At 48.4% G+C, this 23,094-nt stretch carries 24 protein-coding genes; 23 read left to right on the top strand and 1 reads right to left on the bottom strand.

Annotation, left to right across the window (positions count from 1 at the left end):
• The first annotated feature begins 170 nt into the window (after positions 1-170).
• The 4 genes from AC4OGX_RS12340 to AC4OGX_RS12325 all read left to right on the top strand — a co-directional run bounded on the left by AC4OGX_RS12340 (position 171) and on the right by AC4OGX_RS12325 (position 2,116).
• Complete coding sequence (locus AC4OGX_RS12340) at positions 171-377, top strand: alpha/beta-type small acid-soluble spore protein (RefSeq protein WP_009004297.1); 207 nt, start codon at positions 171-173, stop codon at positions 375-377.
• A 91-nt stretch (positions 378-468) separates the two neighbouring features.
• Positions 469-1,038, top strand: coding sequence for a 16S rRNA (guanine(966)-N(2))-methyltransferase RsmD (gene rsmD, locus AC4OGX_RS12335; RefSeq protein ID WP_493330818.1), 570 nt, complete (start codon positions 469-471; stop codon positions 1,036-1,038).
• Entirely contained in the window at positions 1,032-1,523 is a 492-nt protein-coding gene (gene coaD, locus AC4OGX_RS12330) for a pantetheine-phosphate adenylyltransferase (protein ID WP_493330817.1), read from the top strand. The genes rsmD and coaD overlap by 7 nt, the downstream gene beginning before the upstream one ends.
• Positions 1,524-1,525: 2 nt before the next feature.
• On the top strand, positions 1,526-2,116 hold the full coding sequence (locus tag AC4OGX_RS12325) for an ATP synthase subunit B family protein (RefSeq protein ID WP_493330815.1): 591 nt from the start codon (positions 1,526-1,528) through the stop codon (positions 2,114-2,116).
• Here the strand turns inward: AC4OGX_RS12325 and AC4OGX_RS12320 are convergent, their stop codons facing one another.
• Positions 2,117-3,055, bottom strand: a complete 939-nt coding sequence (locus AC4OGX_RS12320; RefSeq protein ID WP_493330814.1) for a transporter — start codon at positions 3,053-3,055, stop codon at positions 2,117-2,119. It lies immediately after the preceding gene.
• Between the two features lie 121 nt (positions 3,056-3,176).
• Between AC4OGX_RS12320 and AC4OGX_RS12315 the strand changes: the two genes are divergently transcribed.
• The 19 genes from AC4OGX_RS12315 to iadA all read left to right on the top strand — a co-directional run bounded on the left by AC4OGX_RS12315 (position 3,177) and on the right by iadA (position 23,003).
• Positions 3,177-4,619 carry an aminoacyl-histidine dipeptidase gene (locus tag AC4OGX_RS12315; protein WP_493330813.1) on the top strand — a complete coding sequence of 481 codons (1,443 nt, stop codon included), beginning with the start codon at positions 3,177-3,179 and terminating at the stop codon, positions 4,617-4,619.
• A 55-nt stretch (positions 4,620-4,674) separates the two neighbouring features.
• Positions 4,675-5,544 (top strand): M23 family metallopeptidase, encoded by an 870-nt coding sequence (locus tag AC4OGX_RS12310; protein WP_493330812.1) that lies wholly within the window; start codon positions 4,675-4,677, stop codon positions 5,542-5,544.
• Between the two features lie 29 nt (positions 5,545-5,573).
• Positions 5,574-6,977: an RsmF rRNA methyltransferase first C-terminal domain-containing protein gene (locus AC4OGX_RS12305; RefSeq protein WP_493330811.1), complete on the top strand. Its 1,404-nt coding sequence runs from the start codon at positions 5,574-5,576 to the stop codon at positions 6,975-6,977.
• A gap of 24 nt (positions 6,978-7,001) precedes the next feature.
• Complete coding sequence (locus AC4OGX_RS12300; protein WP_493330810.1) at positions 7,002-7,709, top strand: pseudouridine synthase; 708 nt, start codon at positions 7,002-7,004, stop codon at positions 7,707-7,709.
• On the top strand, positions 7,703-8,440 hold the full coding sequence (locus AC4OGX_RS12295) for an HAD family hydrolase (protein WP_493330809.1): 738 nt from the start codon (positions 7,703-7,705) through the stop codon (positions 8,438-8,440). Before AC4OGX_RS12300 ends, AC4OGX_RS12295 begins: the two co-directional genes overlap by 7 nt.
• 9 nt (positions 8,441-8,449) lie before the next feature.
• On the top strand, positions 8,450-10,408 hold the full coding sequence (locus AC4OGX_RS12290) for a YgiQ family radical SAM protein (RefSeq protein ID WP_493330807.1): 1,959 nt from the start codon (positions 8,450-8,452) through the stop codon (positions 10,406-10,408).
• A 20-nt stretch (positions 10,409-10,428) separates the two neighbouring features.
• Entirely contained in the window at positions 10,429-11,193 is a 765-nt protein-coding gene (locus tag AC4OGX_RS12285; RefSeq protein ID WP_493330806.1) for an SDR family NAD(P)-dependent oxidoreductase, read from the top strand.
• A gap of 33 nt (positions 11,194-11,226) precedes the next feature.
• Complete coding sequence (locus tag AC4OGX_RS12280) at positions 11,227-11,805, top strand: hypothetical protein (RefSeq protein ID WP_493330805.1); 579 nt, start codon at positions 11,227-11,229, stop codon at positions 11,803-11,805.
• A 52-nt stretch (positions 11,806-11,857) separates the two neighbouring features.
• Positions 11,858-12,835: an RluA family pseudouridine synthase gene (locus AC4OGX_RS12275; protein ID WP_493330803.1), complete on the top strand. Its 978-nt coding sequence runs from the start codon at positions 11,858-11,860 to the stop codon at positions 12,833-12,835.
• Between the two features lies 1 nt (position 12,836).
• Positions 12,837-13,370 carry a Holliday junction resolvase RecU gene (locus AC4OGX_RS12270; protein ID WP_493330802.1) on the top strand — a complete coding sequence of 178 codons (534 nt, stop codon included), beginning with the start codon at positions 12,837-12,839 and terminating at the stop codon, positions 13,368-13,370.
• A gap of 76 nt (positions 13,371-13,446) precedes the next feature.
• The gene (hisZ, locus tag AC4OGX_RS12265; protein WP_493330801.1) at positions 13,447-14,697 is read left to right on the top strand and encodes an ATP phosphoribosyltransferase regulatory subunit; all 1,251 of its coding nucleotides are present in this window, start codon (positions 13,447-13,449) and stop codon (positions 14,695-14,697) included.
• A 12-nt stretch (positions 14,698-14,709) separates the two neighbouring features.
• Positions 14,710-15,357 (top strand): ATP phosphoribosyltransferase, encoded by a 648-nt coding sequence (gene hisG / locus AC4OGX_RS12260; protein ID WP_493330799.1) that lies wholly within the window; start codon positions 14,710-14,712, stop codon positions 15,355-15,357.
• Positions 15,357-16,652, top strand: a complete 1,296-nt coding sequence (gene hisD, locus AC4OGX_RS12255) for a histidinol dehydrogenase (RefSeq protein ID WP_493330797.1) — start codon at positions 15,357-15,359, stop codon at positions 16,650-16,652. Before hisG ends, hisD begins: the two co-directional genes overlap by 1 nt.
• Before the next feature lie 34 nt (positions 16,653-16,686).
• Positions 16,687-17,277 (top strand): imidazoleglycerol-phosphate dehydratase HisB, encoded by a 591-nt coding sequence (gene hisB / locus AC4OGX_RS12250; protein WP_493330795.1) that lies wholly within the window; start codon positions 16,687-16,689, stop codon positions 17,275-17,277.
• 14 nt (positions 17,278-17,291) lie between these two features.
• Positions 17,292-18,575 carry a bifunctional phosphoribosyl-AMP cyclohydrolase/phosphoribosyl-ATP diphosphatase HisIE gene (gene hisIE / locus AC4OGX_RS12245; RefSeq protein ID WP_493330793.1) on the top strand — a complete coding sequence of 428 codons (1,284 nt, stop codon included), beginning with the start codon at positions 17,292-17,294 and terminating at the stop codon, positions 18,573-18,575.
• Between the two features lie 78 nt (positions 18,576-18,653).
• The gene (locus AC4OGX_RS12240) at positions 18,654-18,968 is read left to right on the top strand and encodes a hypothetical protein (protein ID WP_493330792.1); all 315 of its coding nucleotides are present in this window, start codon (positions 18,654-18,656) and stop codon (positions 18,966-18,968) included.
• 37 nt (positions 18,969-19,005) lie between these two features.
• Entirely contained in the window at positions 19,006-20,313 is a 1,308-nt protein-coding gene (locus AC4OGX_RS12235) for a hypothetical protein (protein WP_493330791.1), read from the top strand.
• Between the two features lie 104 nt (positions 20,314-20,417).
• The gene (nhaC, locus tag AC4OGX_RS12230; protein ID WP_493330790.1) at positions 20,418-21,854 is read left to right on the top strand and encodes a Na+/H+ antiporter NhaC; all 1,437 of its coding nucleotides are present in this window, start codon (positions 20,418-20,420) and stop codon (positions 21,852-21,854) included.
• A 3-nt stretch (positions 21,855-21,857) separates the two neighbouring features.
• Positions 21,858-23,003 carry a beta-aspartyl-peptidase gene (gene iadA, locus AC4OGX_RS12225; RefSeq protein ID WP_493330789.1) on the top strand — a complete coding sequence of 382 codons (1,146 nt, stop codon included), beginning with the start codon at positions 21,858-21,860 and terminating at the stop codon, positions 23,001-23,003.
• Positions 23,004-23,094: the final 91 nt, after the last annotated feature.

The raw sequence follows: 23,094 nt of genomic DNA, 5'->3' as shown, positions 1-23,094 counted from the left end.
ACCACCATGCTGCTGCCCATACAGCAAGTTAACAAAAAACGTAAAAACAGGCAGGAACTTCCAAGAGTAAAAGATGAAATCCTCCATATACTATGGTTGTAACACACAAGAGTGTTACTAAAAAATCTGAAAATGTAACGAAGATACGTTACGAGAAGGAGGAAATTATCATGGCAAGTCGTTCATCAAACAGAGCAGCCGTACCAGAAGCTAAGAGCGCACTGGACAAATTCAAATATGAGGTAGCAAGTGAGCTGGGAGTACCGCTTTCAGACGGTTACAACGGAGACTTAACTTCTAAGCAGAACGGATCAGTTGGCGGTTATATGGTCAAGAAAATGATCGAACAGCAGGAAAGACAGATGGCTGGTAAATAAGCAAATTTCGTAAGAAAAAGCACTTAGGATTGACCTAGGTGCTTTTTTCTGCTAAAATTCAGCATAGTTAGAAGAATGAGGGTGTTAATATATGAGAGTCATTGCAGGAAGTGCCAAGAGGTTACAGCTTAAGACATTAGACGGGCTGGATACGAGGCCGACAACAGACAGGATTAAAGAGACGTTATTTAATATGATCGCACCGGAGATTTATGACAGCATTTTTCTGGATCTTTTTTCCGGCAGCGGCGGGATTGGAATAGAGGCGCTAAGCCGTGGTGCAAAGGAAGCCGTATTTGTAGAGAATAACCCGAAAGCAATGTCATGCGTCAAGGACAATTTAACGTTCACGAAGCTGAAACATAAGGCGTTGACACTGACGAAGGATGTCATGACCGCACTCTATCAGCTGGAGGGCGAGAGGGTATTTGATTTTATTTTCATGGATCCGCCGTACGACAGGGGCTTCGAGAAAAAAGTATTGGAATATCTGGCTGATTCACAGCTTGTGTATGAGGATACACTGATCATCGTAGAAGCTTCGAAGGAGACGGATTTTTCTTACCTTGGAGATCTCGGTTTCCATTTACTCAAAGAGAAGGTCTACAAAACGAATAAGCACGTCTTCATTGAAAAGGCTGGAAAGGAAGAAATATGTTAAGAGCAATTTACCCGGGAAGCTTTGACCCGGTTACATACGGACACTTGGATGTCATCAAAAGATCCTGTAAAATCGTGGATGAATTAATTGTCGGAGTACTGAATAATAATGCGAAAATGCCGTTGTTTTCTGCGGAAGAACGTGTTAAAATGTTAGAGGAAGTAACCAAAGACCTGGGAAATGTGAAGATTGTCCTGTTTAACGGGTTATTGATCGATTTTGCAAGACAACAGGGGGCAGACGTCGTAATCAGAGGATTGCGGGCGATTACAGATTTTGAATATGAATTACAGATGTCCCAGACGAACCATAAACTGGAACCAAGTGTCGAGACTATGTTCTTGACGACGAGTATTGAATATTCTTACTTAAGTTCCACCACCGTGAAGGAGATCGCAGCTTTTGGGGGAGATATATCACAATTTGTGCCGGAAGCTGTTGCTGTGGAGCTGGAGAAAAAGATGAAAGCAAAAAGGAGAGTGTAACTATGAGCAGCCGCATTGAGCAGATTATTGAAGAGATCGAGGAGTACATTGACAGAGACTGTAAGTTTCAGCCATTGTCCACGACTAAGATCATCGTGAATAAGGAACATCTGGATGAGTTGCTGCGGGAACTCAGGATGAAGACACCAGATGAGATCAAGAGATATCAGAAGATCATTGCGAACCGGGATGCGATCCTTGCCGACGCCCAGGCGAAGGCAGATGCTATGATCGAGGAAGCGCAGGTTCAGACTACTGAGCTGGTCAGTGAGCATGAGATCATGCAGCAGGCATATGCCCAGGCGAATGAGATTGTGACACAGGCCACCGCCCAGGCACAGGAGATCATTGATAATGCAACGGAGGATGCCAATGCGATACGGATCGGTGCCATCCAGTATACAGACGATCTTCTGGCGAATGCAGAGAGCATTATCGGACATACGCTGGACAGCTATACAACGAAGTATGACGGCCTGATCAATTCCCTGCAGGAATGCTATGACGTGGTACGCACAAACCGTGCGGAGCTGGAAGTTCCTGAGGAGGAGGGAAACGAGTATATTCCTCAGGACATGTCAGGTGAGATGTGATCAGCAAAACATAATATAGAGAAATGCAAACAGGCTGGTGACCATTGCGGTTGCCAGCTTTTCTATTGTATAAGGCAGGATGGACAGACCGGTCTTCTGGATCATACACTGAGTCTGTGCGACAGAGCAGAAGCCGCCAAAGGATGTCAGTGCAAGGATGGCAGGGTATGAGACAGTGAGCGGCAGGGAAGACCTGCCAAGCAGCGCGATCCCGTTCGTTACCTCCAGTGTGGGTAGGATCCAGGAGATCGCAGGGATCTCCAGGGGAATGGATCGGATCAGTTCCAGGATCACGGAGAAGAGTATGATATACCCGCCCACCTTTGTGATCGTCTCAAAGCTGTCCATGATGCAGCTGTCCATGATCCGAAAACTCCATTCTTCATTCGTTTTGTCAGTCCTTCTCTGGCTGTCCCGGGTTTCAAACTTACCGGCCCCCTTTAGGTAAAGCTTCCGGAAGAGAAAACTCATCAGCATAGGAGTAAGAAGGAGGATGAGCAGAGAGGGGATGAGCAGCTCTTCCTTTCCCAATGTCTTCCAGACAATAAAGTTCAGGATAAACACAGGACTTGTATTATTGCAGAAGGAGAGCAGATAACGTCCCTCCTCTTTGGTGACATAGCCGGAGGTGATCAGATCGGCAGTCACCTTTGCCCCCATAGGATAGCCGCAGAGAAAACCTACGATGATGGCAAAACTGCCATTTTCGGATACCCTGAAGATTTTCGTGAGAATGGCGCCGGCTGCGTCGGATATGTAATGGATGCTGTCGGTGCAAAGGAGCAGGTTTGTAATGATGATGAATGGAAATAGTGTGGGCAGTATGATCTGGAACCAGAGAAGAAGACCTTCGCTTGCCCCATTGAATACCGCCTTCGGGGAAATCAGCATGACAGCAAAAAGTACGACAACCCCGATTCCCGGCAGATTACGCTTCATGAAAGGCCTCCCGTGAATTTCAACAATAAAGATTAATAAAGATATATGAAATTGGTTGATTTTTTATGAATATTGTGACAGAATAGTAGCAGGAATTCAATCAGGAAGGGGAATGAAAACAATGGCTATTTTAGAGAATTTGGAACCAAAGGAAGTATTTCATTATTTTGAAGAACTCAGTCAGATTCCTAGGGGAACATTCAACACAAAAGAAGTCAGCGACTACTGTGTGAAGTTTGCCAACGATAGAGGACTTGAAGTGATTCAGGACGAGATCAACAATGTCATCATCAAGAAACCAGGTACTAAGGGATATGAGGAGAGCGATCCGGTCATCATCCAGGGACATCTGGATATGGTATGTGAGAAAACAGAGCTCTCAGACCATGATTTTACAAAGGATCCGCTTGATATCTATGTTGAGGACGGATATGTTAAAGCTGTAGACACTACGTTGGGGGCTGATGATGGTATCGCCGTAGCTATGGCACTGGCACTTCTGGACAGCAGCGATATTCCGCATCCTCCGCTGGAGGCGATCTTCACAGTAGACGAAGAGGTCGGAATGGGAGGTGCAGAGGGGATCGATCTGTCACCGATCAACGGTAAGATGCTGATCAATCTTGATTCAGAAGATGAGGATACGATCATCGCAGGCTGCGCAGGAGGCTTAAGCTTCCGTCTGAATCTGCCGATCGGAAGAAAATCACTGACAGGGGACTGCCTGGAAGTTGTAGTCAGAGGATTAAAGGGAGGACATTCCGGCCAGGAGATCGACCAGCAGAGAGGAAATGCAAATAAGCTTGCAGGACGTCTCCTGAACCGTCTCAATGAGACGATGGACATTGCACTCTCAGATGTACAGGGAGGTGCTAAGGATAATGTTATTCCTTCTTCCTGTAAGTTTACGATTGTTGTACACGACAGTATCAAGGCAGAAGTGATCATTGAGAATATGCTGAATATCTGGAAACAGGAATTTGGTGCAGATGAGCCGGATCTGGATGTCGTTGTGACAAAGACAGAGAACACAGAGAAGTCAGTCATGACTGATATGGACATGAAGAAAGTGATCTTCTTTATGAATAACTGCCAGAATGGCGTATATGGGTTCAGCCGTTCCTTAAAGGGACTGGTCGAGACATCTGACAACCTGGGCGTTGTCACAACAGAGGAAGGAAAGGTCTCCTTTGTCCTGCTGATCAGAAGTTCTGTTTCCTCTAAGCTGGATGAATTGAAGGAAGCGTTCATCAGCTGGGCAGAATTCCTTGGAGGCACCTATGAACTGTCAGGTGCATATCCTGCCTGGATGTACAAAGAGAACTCCAGGATCCGCCCGATCGTTGCAGAAGTATTTGAGAGAGTATACGGCAGAAAACCGAATATTTCTACGATCCATGCAGGATTAGAGTGCGGACTCCTTTCAGGAAAGAAACCGGAGTTAGACTGCGTATCCATCGGACCGAAGATGTTTGATATCCATTCAGTGAATGAACGTCTGGACATCGCTTCCACGGGAAGAATGTGGAATCTGATGAAGGAAATCCTCAAAGAATGCAAGTAGGACAGACCCCCGCTCATATACTGGAATGATGAGACTTTGAAGGGGCGTTCCGGCTATGAGGAAAAGAGGACTGCACAAGCTGCTGCTATGGAACTTCATCCTGGCGCTGTTTCTTGCTATAGGCATACATAAGATCCTTCTTTTGGGAGGATTTGCAAGGCTGAATGAAGATACGGTGACTAAGGATGGATTCCGGCAGCAGGCATTGAACGAGGAAGTGTTGAGTTACATACAGAGTACAAAAGACCCGGGCAAGGACCTGGGTCTTTATTTATTGGAGACGGATTTTGGGACAGAGCCGCTTGGAGCGAAGCCCGGGAAGAAACTTTTTTCTGAGCTGGAGAGCAGGTGGGCGGGCCGGGACGGCTGGGACAGCTATCTTAGGCAGTGCCGCGCGATCTGGAATGATGTACAGTACTTTCCGATCCCGGAATCTTCTAAGGGCAGCGGACCCGGGATTTCGTATGTGGATTCCTGGATGTTTGAACGCAGTTATGGAGGAAAGCGGGGGCATGAAGGGACGGATATCATGGCAGATGAAAACGTACGCGGGCTGTATCCGGTCGTAAGCATGACCGACGGGGTGGTTCGTCATAAGGGATGGCTGGAGCAGGGCGGCTGGCGGCTGGGGATCGCAGCGCCCGGTGGAGCTTATTTCTACTATGCACATCTGGATTCCTATGCAGATATTGAGGAGGGGGATACCATCCGCGCCGGAGATCTTCTCGGATATATGGGGGACACCGGGTATAGTAAAAAGGAGGGGACTACGGGAAATTTTCCGGTACATCTTCACCTGGGGATCTACCTGATCCACGGGGAGGAAGAGATCAGCGTGGACCCTTACTGGGTGCTTCGTTTTATAGAGAGGCGAAAGATAAAATGTGTCTATACAGGTTCGCTTGTACTGCCGAACAAGGTATGATATAATCATTTCCATGTGGAGGAAATGATATGAACTTACCAAAAGCATTCGAAGAAAAAATGAAGAACCTGTTAAAGGATGAGTATGAAGATTATATAAAATGTTTTGATGAAGCGCGGCATTACGGGCTTCGTGTGAATACGAACAAGATCACGGTGGAGGAGTTTTTAAAGATCGCTCCGTGGCCGCTTGAGCCGATCCCGTGGATACACAATGGGTTTTACTATGACGGGGAGACGGCGCAGCCGGCAAAGCACCCCTATTATTTTGCCGGGCTGTATTATCTGCAGGAGCCAAGTGCCATGACACCGGCGGACCGCCTGCCCATAGAGCCGGGAGATAAGGTGCTGGATGTCTGTGCGGCCCCGGGAGGCAAGGCGACCGAGCTGGGGGCAAGGCTTAAAGGGGAAGGAGTACTGATCGCCAATGATATCAGCAGTTCCCGGGCAAAAGGGCTTTTAAAGAACCTGGAATTATTTGGGATTGGGAATATGATGGTCTTAAGTGAAGAACCAGGGAAGCTGACGGACTATTTCCATGAGTATTTTGATAAGATCCTGATCGATGCGCCGTGTTCCGGCGAAGGGATGTTCCGCAAGGATAAGAAGATGGTCAGGGCATGGGAAGAACATGGGCCGGAGTTTTTTTCCAAACTCCAGAGAAGCATCATTACCCAGGCGGCAGAGATGTTAAAGCCGGGCGGGATGCTGTTGTATTCTACCTGTACCTTTGATCCGTCAGAGAATGAGCAGACCATCGAATATCTGCTGTCAGAGTATCCTGAGTTTGAGATCTGCCGGATGGAGGACTATGAAGGTTTTGCGGATGGAATGCCGGAGGTTTCCGGCACTAAGGATCCTGACCTTAAGAAGACTGTAAGGATCTTCCCCCATAAGATGCAGGGGGAGGGACATTATCTGGCCCTGCTTAGAAAAGGAAAAGCAGAAGAAAAGCAGGTGTCTGCCAGAGAATTAAAGGGAAATCCGAGAAAGAAAAAACTGCCGGAGGAGCTGGAGGCATTTTTCAGGGATGTGGACTGGGAACTGGATGCATCCCGTCTGGATATCCATGGCGAACGTGTTTACTATATGCCGGAGGGACTTCCGGACCTGAAAGGGGTGCGTTTCCTGCGCTCCGGACTTCTTCTGGGGGAACTTAAGAAGAACCGCTTTGAACCGAGCCAGGCACTTGCGATGTGTCTGAGAAGGGAAGAATACAAAAAGATCCTGAATCTGCCGCTTGCTGATGAACGTGTCGTGAAGTATCTAAAGGGGGATACTCTGGATGTGGAGGACTTAGCGGACAGAAAGGCAAAGGGATGGTATTTAGTCTGCGTGGACGGTTATCCTCTGGGCTTCGGGAAGCTGTCCAACCAGACATTAAAGAATAAATATCTTCCGGGATGGCGCTGGATGGGACAGGGGGCTTATTAAGCCTTCTATAGATGGAGTGAAAAGATGAAGTTAAGACTGGACAAATATCTGGCTGATATGGGGCTTGGAACCCGCAGTGAAGTGAAAAGGGCAATCGCAAAGGGACAGGTCGGCGTCAATGATGTGATCTTGAAAAAGCCGGAGGCAAAGATCGATACACAGACGGACAGAGTATCATATCAAGGGCAGTCTGTCTGCTATGCTGAGTATGAATATTATATGCTGAACAAGCCGGCGGGCGTTGTTTCGGCAACTGAGGATCAAAAGGAACGGACTGTGATCGATCTGATCCACAGTAAGAAGCGCAGGGATCTTTTTCCGGTCGGAAGGCTGGACAAGGATACGGAAGGGCTTCTTCTGATCACCAATGACGGAGCGCTTGCACACCGCCTGCTGTCCCCGAAGAAGCATGTAGATAAGGTCTATTATGCAAAAATCGCAGGGAAAGTGACGGATGAGGATGTAAGGGTATTTGCAGAAGGACTGGATATCGGAGAAGAGAGAAAGACCCTTCCGGCTAAGCTTAAGATCTTGAGATCTGAGGAGCTCTCCGAGATCGAACTGACCATCCGGGAAGGGAAGTTCCATCAGGTAAAGAGGATGTTTCAGGCGGTTGAAAAGGAGGTCCTTTATTTAAAGCGGCTTCGGATGGGAAGCCTTACTCTGGATGAGAGCCTAAAGACGGGGGAATACAGAGAATTGACGAAGGAAGAGATTGAAAAGCTATGTTAGAGAATAAAAAAGCAGTGATATTTGATCTGGATGGTTCCCTGGTTGATTCCATGTGGATCTGGCCGGCTGTGGATGTGGAATATATGAAGAAATACCGACTGACCCCGCCGGAGAGCTTCCACAAGGATATCGAGGGAATGAGTTATACGGAGACGGCACAGTATTTTTTAGATACATTTCCGACTCTGGACTGTACCTTGGATGATGTGCGCAGAGAGTGGATGGAGATGACGATGGAACTGTACACCACAAAGGTGCCTTTAAAAGCCGGGGCCAAAGAATTTCTAGATAAGATGCGTGCCCAAGGTGTGCTGTTAGGAATCGCAACCAGCAACGCAAGAGAATTGGTGGATGCCGTTCTAAAGGCACTGCATATCAAGGAATATTTTTCTTCTGTGCGCACCTCATGCGAGGTGGCAGCAGGAAAGCCTGCACCGGATGTGTATTTAAAGGTGGCAGAGGACCTCAAGGTGAGACCGAAGGACTGCCTTGTTTTTGAGGATGTGGTTAACGGTATCCTGGCGGGTAAGAATGCGGGAATGAGCGTTTGCGCCGTGGATGATGAGTTTTCCAGACCGGATGAGGCCAAGAAGAAGAGAGCCGCGGATTATTTTATCCGTGATTATCATGATATTCAGAATCACACCTATGAAGTCTGCACAGGACACGGCAGAGTGTACAGCGGCAGTTCATTTTGTGTGGGAAAAAAAGCGGCAGAGACCGCTCAATAAGGAGAGACAATGAACAACGCTTTTTTACCATTATGTAAACAGGATATGATCGACCGGGGATGGGATCAGGTGGACTTTGTCTATGTGATCGGAGATGCTTATGTGGACCATCCATCCTTCGGACATGCCATTATCAGCCGGGTGCTTGAGGCTCATGGCTTTCGCGTGGGAATCATTTCACAGCCCGACTGGCGCAGGAAGGAAAGCGTGACCGAATATGGAGAGCCGAGGCTTGGATTCCTTGTCTCGGCAGGGAATATGGATTCCATGGTGAACCATTACTCTGTGTCGAAGAAAAGACGCCGCCAGGATGCATACACACCGGGCGGAGAGATGGGAAAAAGACCTGATTATGCAGCGGTGGTCTACGGCAACCTGATCCGTCAGACCTACAAGAATACGCCGGTCATTTTAGGCGGGATCGAGGCGAGTCTGCGCAGACTCGCACATTATGATTACTGGTCTGATAAGCTGAAGCGCTCGATCCTTCTGGATTCCGGGGCGGATATCATCTCCTATGGCATGGGAGAGCGCTCGATCGTGGAGATCGCGGAGGCTTTGGACTCCGGGATCGCGGTAGAAGATCTGACTTATCTGGACGGCACGGTGGTGAAGACAAAGAGCCTGGACTGCGTCTATGATGCGGTGGTCCTTCCGTCCTATGAGAAGCTTGCCAGGGACAGAAAGGTCTATGCAGAAAGTTTTTATACCCAATACCAGAACACGGATCCTTTTACAGGCAAAAGACTGGTGGAGCCTTATGGGGAACATCTGTATGTGGTGCAGAACCCTCCCTCCAAGCCGCTTGATCAGACGGAAATGGACGATATCTATGCACTGCCTTACAGGAGAGCCTGTCACCCTTCTTATGAAGCAGCGGGCGGCGTTCCGGCGATTGCAGAGATCAAGTTCAGCCTCATCAGCTGCCGGGGCTGTTTCGGAGGCTGTAATTTCTGTGCATTGACCTTCCATCAGGGCCGGATCATCCAGACACGCAGTCATGGATCGCTGCTTGCAGAGGCAGAGCTGTTGACGAAGGAGCCGGATTTTAAAGGTTATATCCACGATGTGGGCGGGCCGACGGCGAACTTCCGCCATCCCTCCTGCAAAAAACAGCTGGAGCATGGGGTGTGTAAGGAGAAACAGTGTCTGTTCCCGCGTCCCTGCAGGAATCTGGATGCGGACCACAGAGATTATGTAGAGCTGCTTCAAAAGCTGAGAAAGATCCCGAAAGTGAAAAAGGTCTTCATCCGTTCGGGAATCCGTTTTGACTATCTGCTTGAGGACAGGAAACAGACCTTTTTAAGAGAGCTTTGTGAGTACCATATCAGCGGCCAGCTAAAGGTCGCACCGGAGCATGTGGCGGATGAGGTGCTTGCGAAGATGGGGAAGCCGGAAAACAGGGTCTATGAGGAGTTTACAAGACAGTTCACGCAGATGAACGAAAAGCTGGGCAGAAAGCAGTATTTGGTGCCCTACCTGATGTCTTCCCATCCTGGCTCTGACATGAAAGCTGCGGTCAAGCTGGCGGAGTACTGCCGTGACCTGGGTTATATGCCGGAGCAGGTGCAGGACTTTTATCCGACACCGTCTACGATCTCCACCTGTATGTACTATACAGGACTTGATCCCCGCACGATGGAGAAGGTCTATGTGCCGAGAAATCCTCATGAGAAAGCACTGCAGAGAGCGTTGATCCAGTACCGGAATCCGGACAATTACGATCTGGTGATGGAGGCGCTGAAAAAGGCGGGACGTATGGATCTGGTCGGATTTGGAGAAAAGTGTCTGATCCGTCCGAGACGCTTTGCAAGTGAGCTTAAGAAGGGCAGTGTCCCCAAAAAGGGAAAAAGCCGTCCGGGCAGTCAGGGAAACAGACAGGCAGACGGGAAACAGACAAAGAGTCAGAAAAAGGGACAGAAAAAGACGATCCGCAGTCTTCAGAAAAAGAAGACAGGACGGTCTTAGTAAAGAAAGAGGTGTCAGGTATGAAGATTGCAATTGTGACAGGTGCTTCTGCGGGGATGGGCAGGGAGTTTGCTCTCCAGATCCCTCATTTCTACAAAAGCTTAGATGAGATATGGGTGATCGCGCGCAGACGTGACAGACTGGCCTCGCTGAGTGAGAGTAAAGAGATGCCTTACCGGATCTTTCAAGGAGATCTGCAAAAAGAGGAGATCTATCAGGACCTGGCCCAGGCTCTTGAGGAGGAGAAACCGGATATCCGTATGCTGGTGAATGCTGCAGGATTCGGTAAAATGGGCTCAGTTAAGGAAATTTCGTACAGGGAACCGGATTCTCAGGCAGAGATGATCGACTTAAACTGCCGGGCTTTGACCAGGATGACGCTGCTCTGCCTGCCTTACATCAGATTCGGCGGGCGTATCGTTAATCTTGCGTCTGCCGCGGCCTTCTGTCCGCAGCCGTCCTTTGCGGTCTATGCAGCCACCAAGTCCTATGTGCTTAGTTTTTCGAGAGCGCTTGGTGCGGAGCTGAAAAGCCAGAGGATTTATGTGACAGCGGTCTGTCCCGGACCGGTGGATACGGAGTTCTTTGATGTCTCAGGCCGTCTCCCGAACATGTGGAAGGATGCCATGATGGCGAACCCGAAAAAGGTAGTCAGAAGAGCCCTCATAGATACAAGGAAGAAAAAGGAGGTCTCCGTATACGGACCTGCGATGAAGGCGGCAAGACTGGGCGCCAAGCTTCTGCCGCACAGGGCAGTCATCAATTTTATTTTTCATAAGCACTAAGAGAATTATAGATAAAATGAGGAGAATTACAACATGAAAAAGGTAATGAAGGGGAATCCGGGATATCTGGAGTATAAGAAGAAAGTGGAGCTTATCCGCACAGTCATTTATTTTGCTATCGTAGCGGCGATCTTTTTCCTGGGATACAGCCAGACCCATACGAAGAAGAATCTGCTGACGATCGTGGCTGTTGTCGGGTGCCTTCCGGCTTCAAAAGCCCTTGTAGGAGTGATCACCCGGTTTCCATACCCCTCCATTGCGGCAATACGGGCAGAGGAGATCCGGAGTAAGACCAGACATATCACTGTGATCTATGACATGATCATCACCAGCCGGGAGAAGGTCATGCCTATGAGCTGCATCGTGTTGTCCGGCAATACGATTTTCGGCTATACGGACAGCGAGAAGGTGGATCTAAAGTATGCGGCGACTCATATCAGAGGAATCCTGAACCAGAATCAGTTTCCGGAGGCTTCTGTGAAAATATTGAATAATTATACCGCTTTTCTGGCCAGGGCAGAAGGACTGGATTCCATCGCTTACGTGGAGAAAAGTGATACAAAGGAATTAGAAGAGAAGATGGCGAATATCATCCTGAATATATCTATGTAGGTCTGATCCTACTGAAATCTTACTTAAAAGCAGCAAAGGAAAGGAACGATCCATGCAGCAGATCATCATCAATGCGAACGAAGCGGGACAGCGGTTAGACAAACTGCTTGCAAAGTATTTAAGCGAGGCACCTAAGAGCTTTCTCTATAAGATGCTCCGCAAGAAAAATATCACACTCAACGGAAAAAAAGCATCTGGAAATGAGAAATTGAATACCGGAGACGAAGTGAAGCTTTTTCTATCCGATGAGACGATCGGGAAGTTTTCAGGCAGCCCTGTTAAGGCGCCTGTCAAAGCTCCGGCTGTAAAACTGGATATCATATATGAGGATGACAACATCTTATTGATCAATAAGCCTGCCGGCATGCTGTCACAGAAAGCGGTGGATTCAGATGTATCGGTGGTGGAACACTTGATCGCCTATCTGCTGTCATCAGGGCAGCTTGACGAGGCGCAGCTGCGTACCTTTAAGCCATCCGTCTGCAACAGGCTGGACCGGAATACCAGTGGTATGATCGCGGCAGGAAAGAGCCTGGCAGGACTGCAGGAGTTAAGCCGCCTTTTTAAAGACAGAACGCTTAGGAAGTACTATCTTTGCCTGGTCAGGGGGCAGGTAGAAGAGTCTTCTTGTATCCGGGGCTACTTAAAAAAGGATGCAAAGACAAACCAGGTTCAGATCCTGCGTCATGAGGAGAAGGACAGCGCCCTGATCGAGACGGAATACAGACCCTTAAAGACCGGGGGCGGTGTTACGCTTTTGGAGGTCCATCTGATCACGGGGAAGACACACCAGATCCGTGCGCATCTGGCTTCGGTGGGGCATCCGATCATAGGGGACTACAAATATGGGGACAGGAAGCTAAATGACAGATACCGGGATGCATATGGGTTAAAGCATCAGCTTTTACATGCTTACCGCCTGGTATTTCCTTCACTTGAGGGGGCGCTTTTTGACCTCTCAGGCAGGGAATTTACTGCCGCTCTTCCTACCCAGTTTAAGATAATAGCACGGGATAAGGGAGTTTTGTAATATGGGAACATGGAATTCCAGAGGGCTTCGCGGCTCTACCTTGGAGGACTTGATCAACCGCACGAATGAGCGGTATGAGGAGATGGGGCTTGCATTGATCCAGAAGATCCCGACCCCCATTACTCCGGTCCGTATCGATAAGGAGCGCCGTCACATTACTCTGGCGTATTTTGATAAGATCAGTACAGTCGATTACATCGGTGCGGTACAGGGAATTCCTGTCTGTTTCGATGCAAAGGAATGCAGTGTGGATACATTTCCGCTGCAGAACGTACATGAGCACCAGATGGTTTTTATGGAAAAATTTGAAAAGCAGGGGGGGATCTCCTTCCTGATCATCTATTACAGCAGCAACAATGAGCTGTACTACATGCGTTTTGAAGAGATTAAGAGATTCTGGGACCGGGCCCGGGAGGGCGGACGCAAGAGTTTTCGGTATGAAGAGCTTAACCCGGATTATTTTATGAAGCTGAAAAATAATTGTTTTGTCCCGTATCTGGATTATATCCAGAAGGATTTGGACGCCAGGGATTGACAATATAGGAGAAACTGCGTATAATTTACAAGGGAATTTAACGTATTAGCACGATAAAGTGAAAGGGCAGTGAAAAATGGAACAGAAATTACATACACCTGAGGGAGTCAGGGATATTTACAATACAGAATGCAAGAAGAAGCTCGCAACCCAGGAGAAGCTGCTGGATGTTCTGCACAGCTACGGATACCAGGATATCCAGACACCTACTTTTGAATATTTTGATGTATTCCGTAAAGAGATCGGAACGATCTCTTCCAGGGAATTATATAAGTTCTTTGACAGAGAAGGGAATACACTGGCATTACGCCCGGATATTACGCCTTCCATAGCAAGGGCAGCCGCTACATTGTTTGAAGGGGAAGATTTCCCCATCCGGTTATGCTATGAGGGAAGTACCTTCATCAACCACTCCAGCTATCAGGGACGGCTCAAGGAGAATACACAGATGGGTGCCGAGCTGATCGGAGCAGACTCACTGGAGGCGGATGCAGAGATGCTGGCTATGGTCGTGGACGGCCTGAAAAAAGTCGGGCTGGAGGAATTCCAGGTCAATATCGGACATGTGGATTTCATTCAGAGTCTGATGGATGCAGCCGGTCTGGATGATGAAAGCAAGGCGGAGGTCCACCATCTGATTACGAACAGGAACTATTTTGGGGTTGAGGAGGTCCTGGACAATCAGGAGGTGGAAGGACATATCAAGGAGGCATTTCAGGTGCTGCCGGAGCTGATGGGCGGTGTGGAGGTCCTGGAGCAGGCTTTAAAGGCCGCTCCAACGATCAGCGCTAAGCTGGCGATCACCCATTTAAAGGAGATGTATGAGCTGCTGACGCTTTACGGGGTACAGGATCACATCAGCTTTGATTTGAGCATGAGCGGAAGCTATGGATACTATACGGGGATCATTTTCCGTGCCTATACATATGGAACCGGAGATGCCATCGTGAGGGGCGGCCGCTATGACCAGCTTCTTGAGAAGTTTGGTAAGAATACCCCTTCCATCGGATTTGCGATCATCGTGGATGAGCTGATGAGTGCTCTGAGCCGTCAGAAGATTGCAGTGGAGGTCAGCCATACCCACCTGATCGTCTACACTGAGGCAACGCAGAAATGGGCAGTTTCTCTGGCAAAAAATTTCCGTGGAAAGGGAAAATATGTGGAGATGCATAAACGTGGTGACGGCAAGGAAAAGGAAGCCTATTTGGAATACGGAAAACGCACCCAGGCGGTGAGCATGCTGTATTTAAAGGATGATCTGACAATTGAGATGGTCAACCTAAGGACCGGAGAAGAAAAGCAGATCAATGCGGGAAAAAGAAAATAGAGGAAGCAGAATATGAGATATTTAACATTTGCCCTGACAAAGGGGCGGCTGGCTAGTAAGACATTGGATATGTTGGAGAAACTGGGAATTACCTGTGAGGAAATGAAGGATAAGAGTTCCCGGAAACTGATTTTTGTTAATGAGGAATTAAAGCTCAAGTTTTTCCTGGCAAAAGGCCCGGATGTGCCGACTTACGTGGAATACGGCGCAGCAGACATCGGAGTGGTCGGGAAGGACACGATCGTTGAGGAAGGACGCAAGGTACATGAGGTCTTGGACCTCGGTTTTGGAAAGTGCAGGATGTGTGTGTGCGGGCATGAGGATGCGGCAGAGCTGTTAAAGCACCATGAGCTGATCCGTGTTGCGACCAAATATCCGAATATTGCAAAGGACTATTTCTATAATAAGAAGCACCAGACCGTGGAGATCATCAAGATGAACGGCTCTATCGAGCTGGCACCGATCGTGGGACTTTCTGAGGTGATCGTAGATATCGTGGAGACAGGGTCCACCCTGAAGGAAAACGGACTGGTCGTACTGGAGGAGGTATGTCCGCTTTCTGCGCGCATGATCGTCAATCCAGTCAGCATGAGGATGGAGAATGACAGGATCAGGGAGTTGATCATGAATCTGAGAAAATTACTACAGGAGGAAGGATAATGCGGATCGAGAAATTAGATGAAAGCACAAAAAAGAACCTGCTGGATGACTTATTAAAGCGCAGTCCCAATAACTACGGACAGTATGAGGCCAGCGTCCGCGGGATTCTGGATGAGGTGAAGGAAAAGGGCGATGAAGCCGTATTTGCTTATACAGAGAAGTTTGACAAGGCTAAGGTGGATGCCTCTACGATCCTTGTGACAGAGGAGGAGATCAAAGAGGCGTATGCCCAGGTAGAGGACTCCCTGCTTGAGATCATCCGAAAGTCTTTGAAGAATATTGAAGCGTACCATGCAAAACAGATGCAGTACAGCTGGTTTGACAGCAAGCCCGACGGGACACTCCTTGGACAGAAGGTGACGGCACTCCAGCGGGTGGGAGTCTATGTGCCGGGTGGAAAGGCTGTTTATCCGTCCTCCGTGCTGATGAATATCATGCCTGCTAAGGTGGCAGGAGTGGACGAGATCATCATGACTACCCCTCCGGGAAAAGACGGGAAGGTGAACCCGACTACGCTGGTGGCAGCGAAGGAAGCCGGTGCGACGGCAGTCTATAAAGTGGGTGGTGCTCAGGCGATCGCGGCTCTGGCTTATGGTACAGAGAGCATTCCAAAGGTGGATAAGATCGTAGGACCCGGCAATATTTATGTTGCACTCGCTAAAAAGGCTGTTTATGGCCATGTCAGCATCGATTCCATCGCAGGGCCGAGTGAGATCCTGGTGCTTGCAGATGAGACTGCGAACCCGAGATATGTGGCGGCTGATCTGCTCTCTCAGGCAGAGCATGATGAGCTGGCATCCGCGATCCTGGTCACCACGAGCGAGGAGCTGGCAGAGAAGGTTTCTGCACAGGTCGAGGCATTTGTGAAAGAGCTTTCCAGAGGGGAGATCATTCAGAAATCCCTGGATAATTATGGTCATATTCTGGTGGCAGAGACCATGGAGGCGGCCATTGAGGCGGCCAATGAGATCGCATCAGAGCATTTGGAGATCGTAACGAAGGATCCTTATCAGGTCATGATGAAGATCCGCAATGCGGGAGCCATATTCTTAGGAGAATACTCAAGCGAGCCTTTGGGGGATTACTTCGCAGGACCGAACCATGTCCTTCCGACGAATGGAACAGCCAAGTTTTTCTCCCCATTGTCTGTAGATGATTTCATCAAGAAATCCAGTATTATCGCATATTCTAAAGAGGCATTGGAAGCGGTTCACCTGGATATTGAGAAATTTGCCGAGGCAGAGCAGCTGACTGCCCATGCAAATTCTATCAAGGTACGGTTTGAAGAAAAATAACAGAACGGGCGGTTACAAAAGACAGGAGGTATGTATGATGGACAGGACCGGCAGTTGTATGCGTAAGACGAAAGAAACAGAGATCACTCTGACCATTTGTCTGGATGGGAGAGGAAACAACCAGATCGACACAGGAATCGCCTTTTTCGATCATATGCTGGATGGCTTTGCCAGACATGGGCTGTTTGATCTGGAGGTAGAGGTGAAAGGTGACCTGGATGTGGACTGCCATCATACAGTCGAGGATACAGGCATCGTCCTGGGTCAGGCCATCGCGAATGCATTGGGAGATAAGGCCGGGATCAAGAGATACGGCAGCTTCCTTCTTCCCATGGACGAGACGCTGGCACTTTGCGCTGTGGACCTTTCCGGGCGCCCCTATCTGAAATACAGTGCACCTTTTACAGCAGAGCACTTGGGCGGCCTGGATACGGAGATGATCAGGGAATTCTTTTATGCCGTGTCTTACAGTGCGGCAATGAATCTCCATCTAAAGATCATGGAAGAGGGCAATAACCACCATATGGCAGAGGCATTGTTTAAAGCATTCGGAAAAGCACTGGATATGGCGACCATGGAGGAGCCGAGAATGAAAGAGGTGTGGTCCACGAAGGGCAGCCTTTAAAGGAGAGATGATAAATGAGCTATAAGAGATTGACCCCCTGCATCCTGATCGATGGAGGGAAAGCTGTAAAATGGTTTGACGATAAAGAAGTGATCGCGGAGGACGTGGTTTCCCTCGCGAAGCAGTATGGTGAGATGGGTGCGGATGAGCTGATTATTTTTGATCTGTCCAACTCAGATGAAGAGCATGAAGAGGCGATCGACCTGATGAAGAAAATCAACCGGGTCATCAGTATCCCCATGGTGGCAGGCGGCAATATCCGCAGGCAGGAGGATGTCAAAAAGATCCTGTATGCAGGGGCAAAGCGCGCTATGCTGAACTTTTCCAAGCACTTATCCATCGAACTGATCGAAGAGGTTTCTAAACGCTTCGGAAAAGAGAGGATCGCCGTATCCCTGAATGATTTTGATGCTCTGTTCAAGCAGCAGCATTTGATCGAGGAATACAGTACAGAGATTATTTTCATGCACAGACTGGACTTAAACTCTGTCATGAATGTAACACAGATCCCGTGTGTTGTCGTGACAGATACGATGGAGCAGGAAGAGATCTTAAAGATCCTTAAATGTGACGGTGTGAAGGGCGTATCCGGCATGTTCATCAGCCAGAAGGAGATGGATTTCAATTATTTCAAGGATATCTGCACTGAAGAAGGGATCAAGATGACCTCCTTTGAGAGCATGATGGATTTCTCTGAGTTTAAGCTGAATTCAGACGGGCTGCTGCCGGTCATCGTACAGGATTATAAAACAAATGAGGTGCTGATGATGGCCTATATGAACGAGGAGGCCTTTGAGCACACCGTAAAATCAGGAAGGATGACTTATTACAGCAGGAGCAGGAAAGAGCAGTGGGTGAAGGGCGAGACTTCCGGGCACTATCAGTATGTGAAGACTCTGACCATCGACTGCGATAAGGATACTCTTCTTGCAAAAGTAGAACAGGTCGGGGCGGCCTGCCACACGGGCAGCCATACCTGTTTCTTCCAGCCTATCGTGGGCAGTGATTATGATGCTAAGAACCCGCTCCAGGTCTTCGAGTCCGTATATGCCACGATCATGGACCGGAAGCAGAATCCAAAGGAAGGCTCTTATACCAATTATCTGTTCGATAAAGGAATTGACAAGATCCTTAAAAAGGTCGGGGAAGAGGCGACAGAGATCGTCATCGCTGCGAAGAACCCCAATCCTGAGGAGATCAAATATGAGATGTCAGACTTTTTATATCACGCCATGGTCCTGATGGTAGAGCGCGGGATCACCTGGGAGGATATTACGAACGAGCTGGCGGACCGATAGTTCTAGCACGGACACGAAAGGCATATGATATGGTAAACGTATCATATGCCTTTTTCAAAACCAAAGGGGGTACCGTATATGAACGATTCAGAAGCACGGCGCCGTGAACTTCTGCGCCAGACAAGGAAATTATATAACGAGGACGGCTTCATTCCTGCAGTCCATCCCAGATACGGGAATATCTACCATGATCTTTATGATGACGGAACGAACCAGCAGCCCAGAGGCAGTTTTTTCTTCAGGCTGTCTTTGGGGATCCTCTGCTTTATCTGCTATGTCTGGGTGGATTATGGGAAGATCACCGTAGCAGATGTAAGCAGTGAGAAAATCGTGAACCAGATTGAGAAACAGACGGATCTGAAAGATATCAAGGAGGTTTGGAAGAACCTTTAAAAGAACCTTTAGGAAAAGAGGAAAGGGGTAACTACCAATGAAAACAGCAATCATTTGCCCAAAGACATTTGTGCCCAAAATGGAGCATTTGATCCCGGAGTTTGACAGCATTCATTTTGATTTCCTGCTATATGAAAAATATGAGGACGTTGCCGAAATCGTACGAAGCAGGCAGAAGAACTACGACGGGCTTCTATTCTCGGGGCTGATCTCCTATTATATAGCCAAGGATTACCTGGACAGCAGCACACTGTATGAGATTCTGCCCCGTTATGAGGGGGAAATGATGTCTGTCCTGTTAAAAATCAGCTTAATGGGGTATGATATCCAGCGGGTGAGCTTTGACACATATCCCAGGAAGATCATTCAGGAGGCGCTCAGTGAGGTCGGGATCTTTAAAAACCTGGACGAGATCGTAGGGATGAAGGAAGCGTATGACGATTACCAGAGCAACCAGATGATCTATCATTTCCATAAAAAAGCTTATGAAGAGAAACGCGTGGATATCTGCGTCACAACACATAATGAGGTGGCAAGGCTTCTTCTTGGTGACAATATTCCCTGTGTGAAGAGCGAACGTACCTGCGAAACGGTCAGGTCTGCGATCCGCCGTCTGGAACAGCGCTATATGGACGCACACAATACACCGAAGGATATCGCTGTTTTATGCCTGCATATGCCAGCGGAGGTCTCTCTGGGGAATCTTGCGAACTACGAATACCAATATCTTGTGGACCGCATGAAGGTGATGGAGCAGATCTACCTCTTTGCCCAGCAGATCGAGGCCGCAGTGGTGGAGGGCAGCAACCGTAATGTGTATCTCTTTACGACCAAGAAGGTACTCGTGGAGGTGACAAAGCATTACACGAACCTGATGTTTTTGGAACAGTTAAAGAATAAGATCTTCTGCCGGATCGCAGTCGGCATCGGATATGGCGCGACCATGTTTGAGGCAAAAAAGAATGCACTTTCAGCTCTGGAGTATTCGATCCAGTATGACCACAGCGTCATCTTTATTGCGCACGGGGAGGGACGGATCGCGGGGCCCATCGAGCCGAATGAGAGCAAGGCGGCAAAGACTCTGCTTGCGGAGGAGAAGCTGGAGCAGATCTCCATTGACAGCGGAGTCAGCATGAAGTATCTGTTAAAGATCAAGGGAATGATGGAAAAGTACAAGAAGAATACATTTACATCGAAGGAGCTGGCTGAATACTGCGGAGTTTCAGTCAGGAATGTGGACCGCGTCATAGAAAAACTGATGAGCAGCGGATATGCCTGTATCTCCGGTATGAGAAATCAGGCGGAAACAGGAAGGCCAAGCAGAATTCTGATATTTTACTTATAGTTTCAGAATTCTGGATAAACAGAGTTTTGGACAAGTTAAAGATATTTTATAGCTCTTTATTTTTATTTATAATCTAATTATATAAAAAATGAGGAGGAATTGAAATGAGTAAGACAAAGGAGAAGAAGGAGAGAGTAAAGAAAAAACCTACGACGGCCCAGGCGCTGTTCCCCATTATTTTCATGTTCGTAATCCTGGCAGTGGGATATGGCTATCTAGGGTTAAAGACAGAATTCCTGATGATTCTGGCAGGACTTGTGGCAGGAGTTATGGCATATTATCTGGGATTTGACTGGAAAGAGATGCTGGATGCCATCATTGAGAAGATCGCAAGCGCACTGCCCGCAACATTGATCCTGTGGTCTGTGGGTCTGCTGATCGGCGGTCTGATGTTCTGCGGAGCTGTGCCTATGATTATTTATTATGGTGTACAGATCGTAAATCCGAAATTCATGCTTGTAACCGCATTTTTTGCATCTGCGATCCTATCTGTCGTAACAGGGACTTCCTGGGGTGCGGCCGGAACGATCGGTGTGGCTATGATGGGAATTGCAGGTGGCTTGGGAGTTTCCCTTCCGGCGACTGCAGGAGCAGTTGTATCCGGAGCATTTTTCGGAGATAAGCTCTCCCCGCTGTCTGATACGACAAACCTGGCGCCGATGGCTGCAGGAAGTGAATTGTATGAGCATATCGCGCATATGCTGTATACAACCATTCCTGCCACAATAGTTTCTCTGGCAGTGTATTTTGTGGTTGGTTTAAAGACTACAGGTTCATTAGTTACACCGGAGAGTGTTCAGCTTATGATGGACCAGTTAGATGAAATGTTCGTGTTCAATCCGATCATCCTGCTGCCGTTTGTACTGGTCATCGCAGGATCATTCCTGAAATGGCCGACGATTCCTACGATGGTAGGCTCCAGCTTTTTATGTATCATCCTTGGTATCACAGTACAGGGATTTTCACTGGTAAATGGAACTACAGCCCTGATCTCAGGATTTGACCTGAGCATGACAGGCTTCACAGGGGAGGCATCTGCAGAGGTCATCAAGCTGATCAACCGGGGCGGTGTCACTTCGGTTACAGGAACCACAGTCCTGATCTTCTGTGCCATGGGATTTGCCGGAATCATCAGTGTATCCGGTATGCTGGACAAGGTGCTGGAACTGCTGTTAAAGAAGGTAAAATCTACAGTAGGCCTGATCGGTTCTACGATTGCAGCATGCTTTACCGTAGCCCTGACAACAGGAAGCTCCTATCTGACCATCCTGGTTCCGGGAGAGTTGTTCAAGGATGCTTTTAAGAAACGTGGACTGGCAGCCAAGAACCTTTCCAGAACACTGGAGGATTCAGGAACCGTGCTTGTACCGCTTGTACCGTGGTCCGCGGCCGGAGCTTATATGGCAGTTACTCTCGGAGTCGATACCGTGAAGTATCTTCCATGGGCGATCATGAACTACACAGGAATCGTTATGGCGATCATTCTTGCGGTCACCGGATTTGGGATCGCTAAGATCAAACCAGGAGAAGAGGAGTCTTAAGATATGTTGATAATCAGAAATGTTGATGTTTATTCCCCGGCACACGAAGGGAAGAAAGATGTTCTGGTCTGTGATGACAAGATCGAATGGATCGCGGATTCAATCCCCGAGCTGCCTGACCGTTGCCGGGTGATCGACGGGGAGGGGCTGACCCTTATCCCCGGTCTGATCGATAATCATGTTCATGTGACCGGAGGTGGGGGAGAAGGGAGCTTCTTCACGAGAACACCGGAGATCCAGCTTTCCGAGCTTTTGGAAAATGGGATCACCACGGTCATGGGACTGATCGGTACAGACGGGATGACCAGAAGTGCGGAGAACCTTTATGCCAAGACAAAAGCACTGAATGAGGAAGGGATCACCGCTTATATGTTTACCGGAGCTTACGGGCATCCGGGGCCTACGATCACCGGAGAAGCAGACCGGGATATCGTCTTTATCGATGAAGTGCTGGGCTTAAAGCTGGCGATCTCAGATCACCGTGCGCCGAATGTTTCACTGGATGAGCTGATCCGGATTGCAAGCAAGACACGTGTAGCAGGGATGCTGAGCGGAAAACCAGGTGTTATCGTTCTTCATATGGGTGATGCAAAAAGCAGGCTTAAGCCGGTCTTTCAGGCAGTAGAAGAGACGGCGATCCCGATCAAGATCTTCCGTCCGACACATGTGAACCGAAATCCGGAACTTCTGGAAGAGGGTTACGAGCTCATTCAAAAGGGCGGATATATCGATCTGACCTGTGGAACAAAGGGACAGCCGAATCCGGGGGACTGTGTGGTGGAGGCAAAGAAACGCGGCCTGCCGCTTGACCATATTACATTCAGTTCAGACGGACATGGAAGCTGGTCAAATTACGCGCCTGACGGATCACTTCTGGAAATCGGAGTCTCCGGGGTCGCAAGTATTTACAAAGAAATCAAACGCATGGTGCAGGAACTGGGAATGGGCCTGGATGAGGTCCTTCCATATCTGACCACCAATGTATCGAAGGGAATGAATCTCTATCCTCAGAAAGGATGTATTACGGAGGGGGCGGATGCAGATATGCTCCTGATCAATAAAGAGATGGATATCGATACTGTGATTGCAAAAGGAAATGTGATGATGAGCGGCAAAGAGCTGCTGCGTAAGGGAACTTACGAGAAATAGGTCTTTCTTAGGTGATGAAGTATTGGTAACCGATAATTATGATAAAGGTTATAGAGTCCTGAACAGTGAGTTGTTCAGGACTTTTTAAATA

The sequence above is a fragment of the Faecalicatena sp. genome, from assembly GCF_058819085.1.
Note: the sequence above shows the minus strand (reverse complement) of the source record. Positions and strands in the feature narration are given on the sequence as shown.

Coding starts and splice junctions, on each gene's coding strand:
- AC4OGX_RS12315 (WP_493330813.1), top strand. CDS start 3,177: ATGGCTATTTTAGAGAATTTGGAACCAAAGGAAGTATTTCATTATTTT.
- hisIE (WP_493330793.1), top strand. CDS start 17,292: ATGAGCTATAAGAGATTGACCCCCTGCATCCTGATCGATGGAGGGAAA.
- AC4OGX_RS12320 (WP_493330814.1), bottom strand. CDS start 3,055: ATGAAGCGTAATCTGCCGGGAATCGGGGTTGTCGTACTTTTTGCTGTC.
- nhaC (WP_493330790.1), top strand. CDS start 20,418: ATGAGTAAGACAAAGGAGAAGAAGGAGAGAGTAAAGAAAAAACCTACG.
- AC4OGX_RS12235 (WP_493330791.1), top strand. CDS start 19,006: ATGAAAACAGCAATCATTTGCCCAAAGACATTTGTGCCCAAAATGGAG.
- AC4OGX_RS12310 (WP_493330812.1), top strand. CDS start 4,675: ATGAGGAAAAGAGGACTGCACAAGCTGCTGCTATGGAACTTCATCCTG.
- AC4OGX_RS12290 (WP_493330807.1), top strand. CDS start 8,450: ATGAACAACGCTTTTTTACCATTATGTAAACAGGATATGATCGACCGG.
- iadA (WP_493330789.1), top strand. CDS start 21,858: ATGTTGATAATCAGAAATGTTGATGTTTATTCCCCGGCACACGAAGGG.
- hisG (WP_493330799.1), top strand. CDS start 14,710: ATGAGATATTTAACATTTGCCCTGACAAAGGGGCGGCTGGCTAGTAAG.
- hisD (WP_493330797.1), top strand. CDS start 15,357: ATGCGGATCGAGAAATTAGATGAAAGCACAAAAAAGAACCTGCTGGAT.
- AC4OGX_RS12280 (WP_493330805.1), top strand. CDS start 11,227: ATGAAAAAGGTAATGAAGGGGAATCCGGGATATCTGGAGTATAAGAAG.
- AC4OGX_RS12325 (WP_493330815.1), top strand. CDS start 1,526: ATGAGCAGCCGCATTGAGCAGATTATTGAAGAGATCGAGGAGTACATT.
- AC4OGX_RS12275 (WP_493330803.1), top strand. CDS start 11,858: ATGCAGCAGATCATCATCAATGCGAACGAAGCGGGACAGCGGTTAGAC.
- hisZ (WP_493330801.1), top strand. CDS start 13,447: ATGGAACAGAAATTACATACACCTGAGGGAGTCAGGGATATTTACAAT.
- AC4OGX_RS12340 (WP_009004297.1), top strand. CDS start 171: ATGGCAAGTCGTTCATCAAACAGAGCAGCCGTACCAGAAGCTAAGAGC.
- AC4OGX_RS12305 (WP_493330811.1), top strand. CDS start 5,574: ATGAACTTACCAAAAGCATTCGAAGAAAAAATGAAGAACCTGTTAAAG.
- AC4OGX_RS12295 (WP_493330809.1), top strand. CDS start 7,703: ATGTTAGAGAATAAAAAAGCAGTGATATTTGATCTGGATGGTTCCCTG.
- AC4OGX_RS12285 (WP_493330806.1), top strand. CDS start 10,429: ATGAAGATTGCAATTGTGACAGGTGCTTCTGCGGGGATGGGCAGGGAG.
- AC4OGX_RS12270 (WP_493330802.1), top strand. CDS start 12,837: ATGGGAACATGGAATTCCAGAGGGCTTCGCGGCTCTACCTTGGAGGAC.
- coaD (WP_493330817.1), top strand. CDS start 1,032: ATGTTAAGAGCAATTTACCCGGGAAGCTTTGACCCGGTTACATACGGA.
- AC4OGX_RS12300 (WP_493330810.1), top strand. CDS start 7,002: ATGAAGTTAAGACTGGACAAATATCTGGCTGATATGGGGCTTGGAACC.
- rsmD (WP_493330818.1), top strand. CDS start 469: ATGAGAGTCATTGCAGGAAGTGCCAAGAGGTTACAGCTTAAGACATTA.
- hisB (WP_493330795.1), top strand. CDS start 16,687: ATGATGGACAGGACCGGCAGTTGTATGCGTAAGACGAAAGAAACAGAG.
- AC4OGX_RS12240 (WP_493330792.1), top strand. CDS start 18,654: ATGAACGATTCAGAAGCACGGCGCCGTGAACTTCTGCGCCAGACAAGG.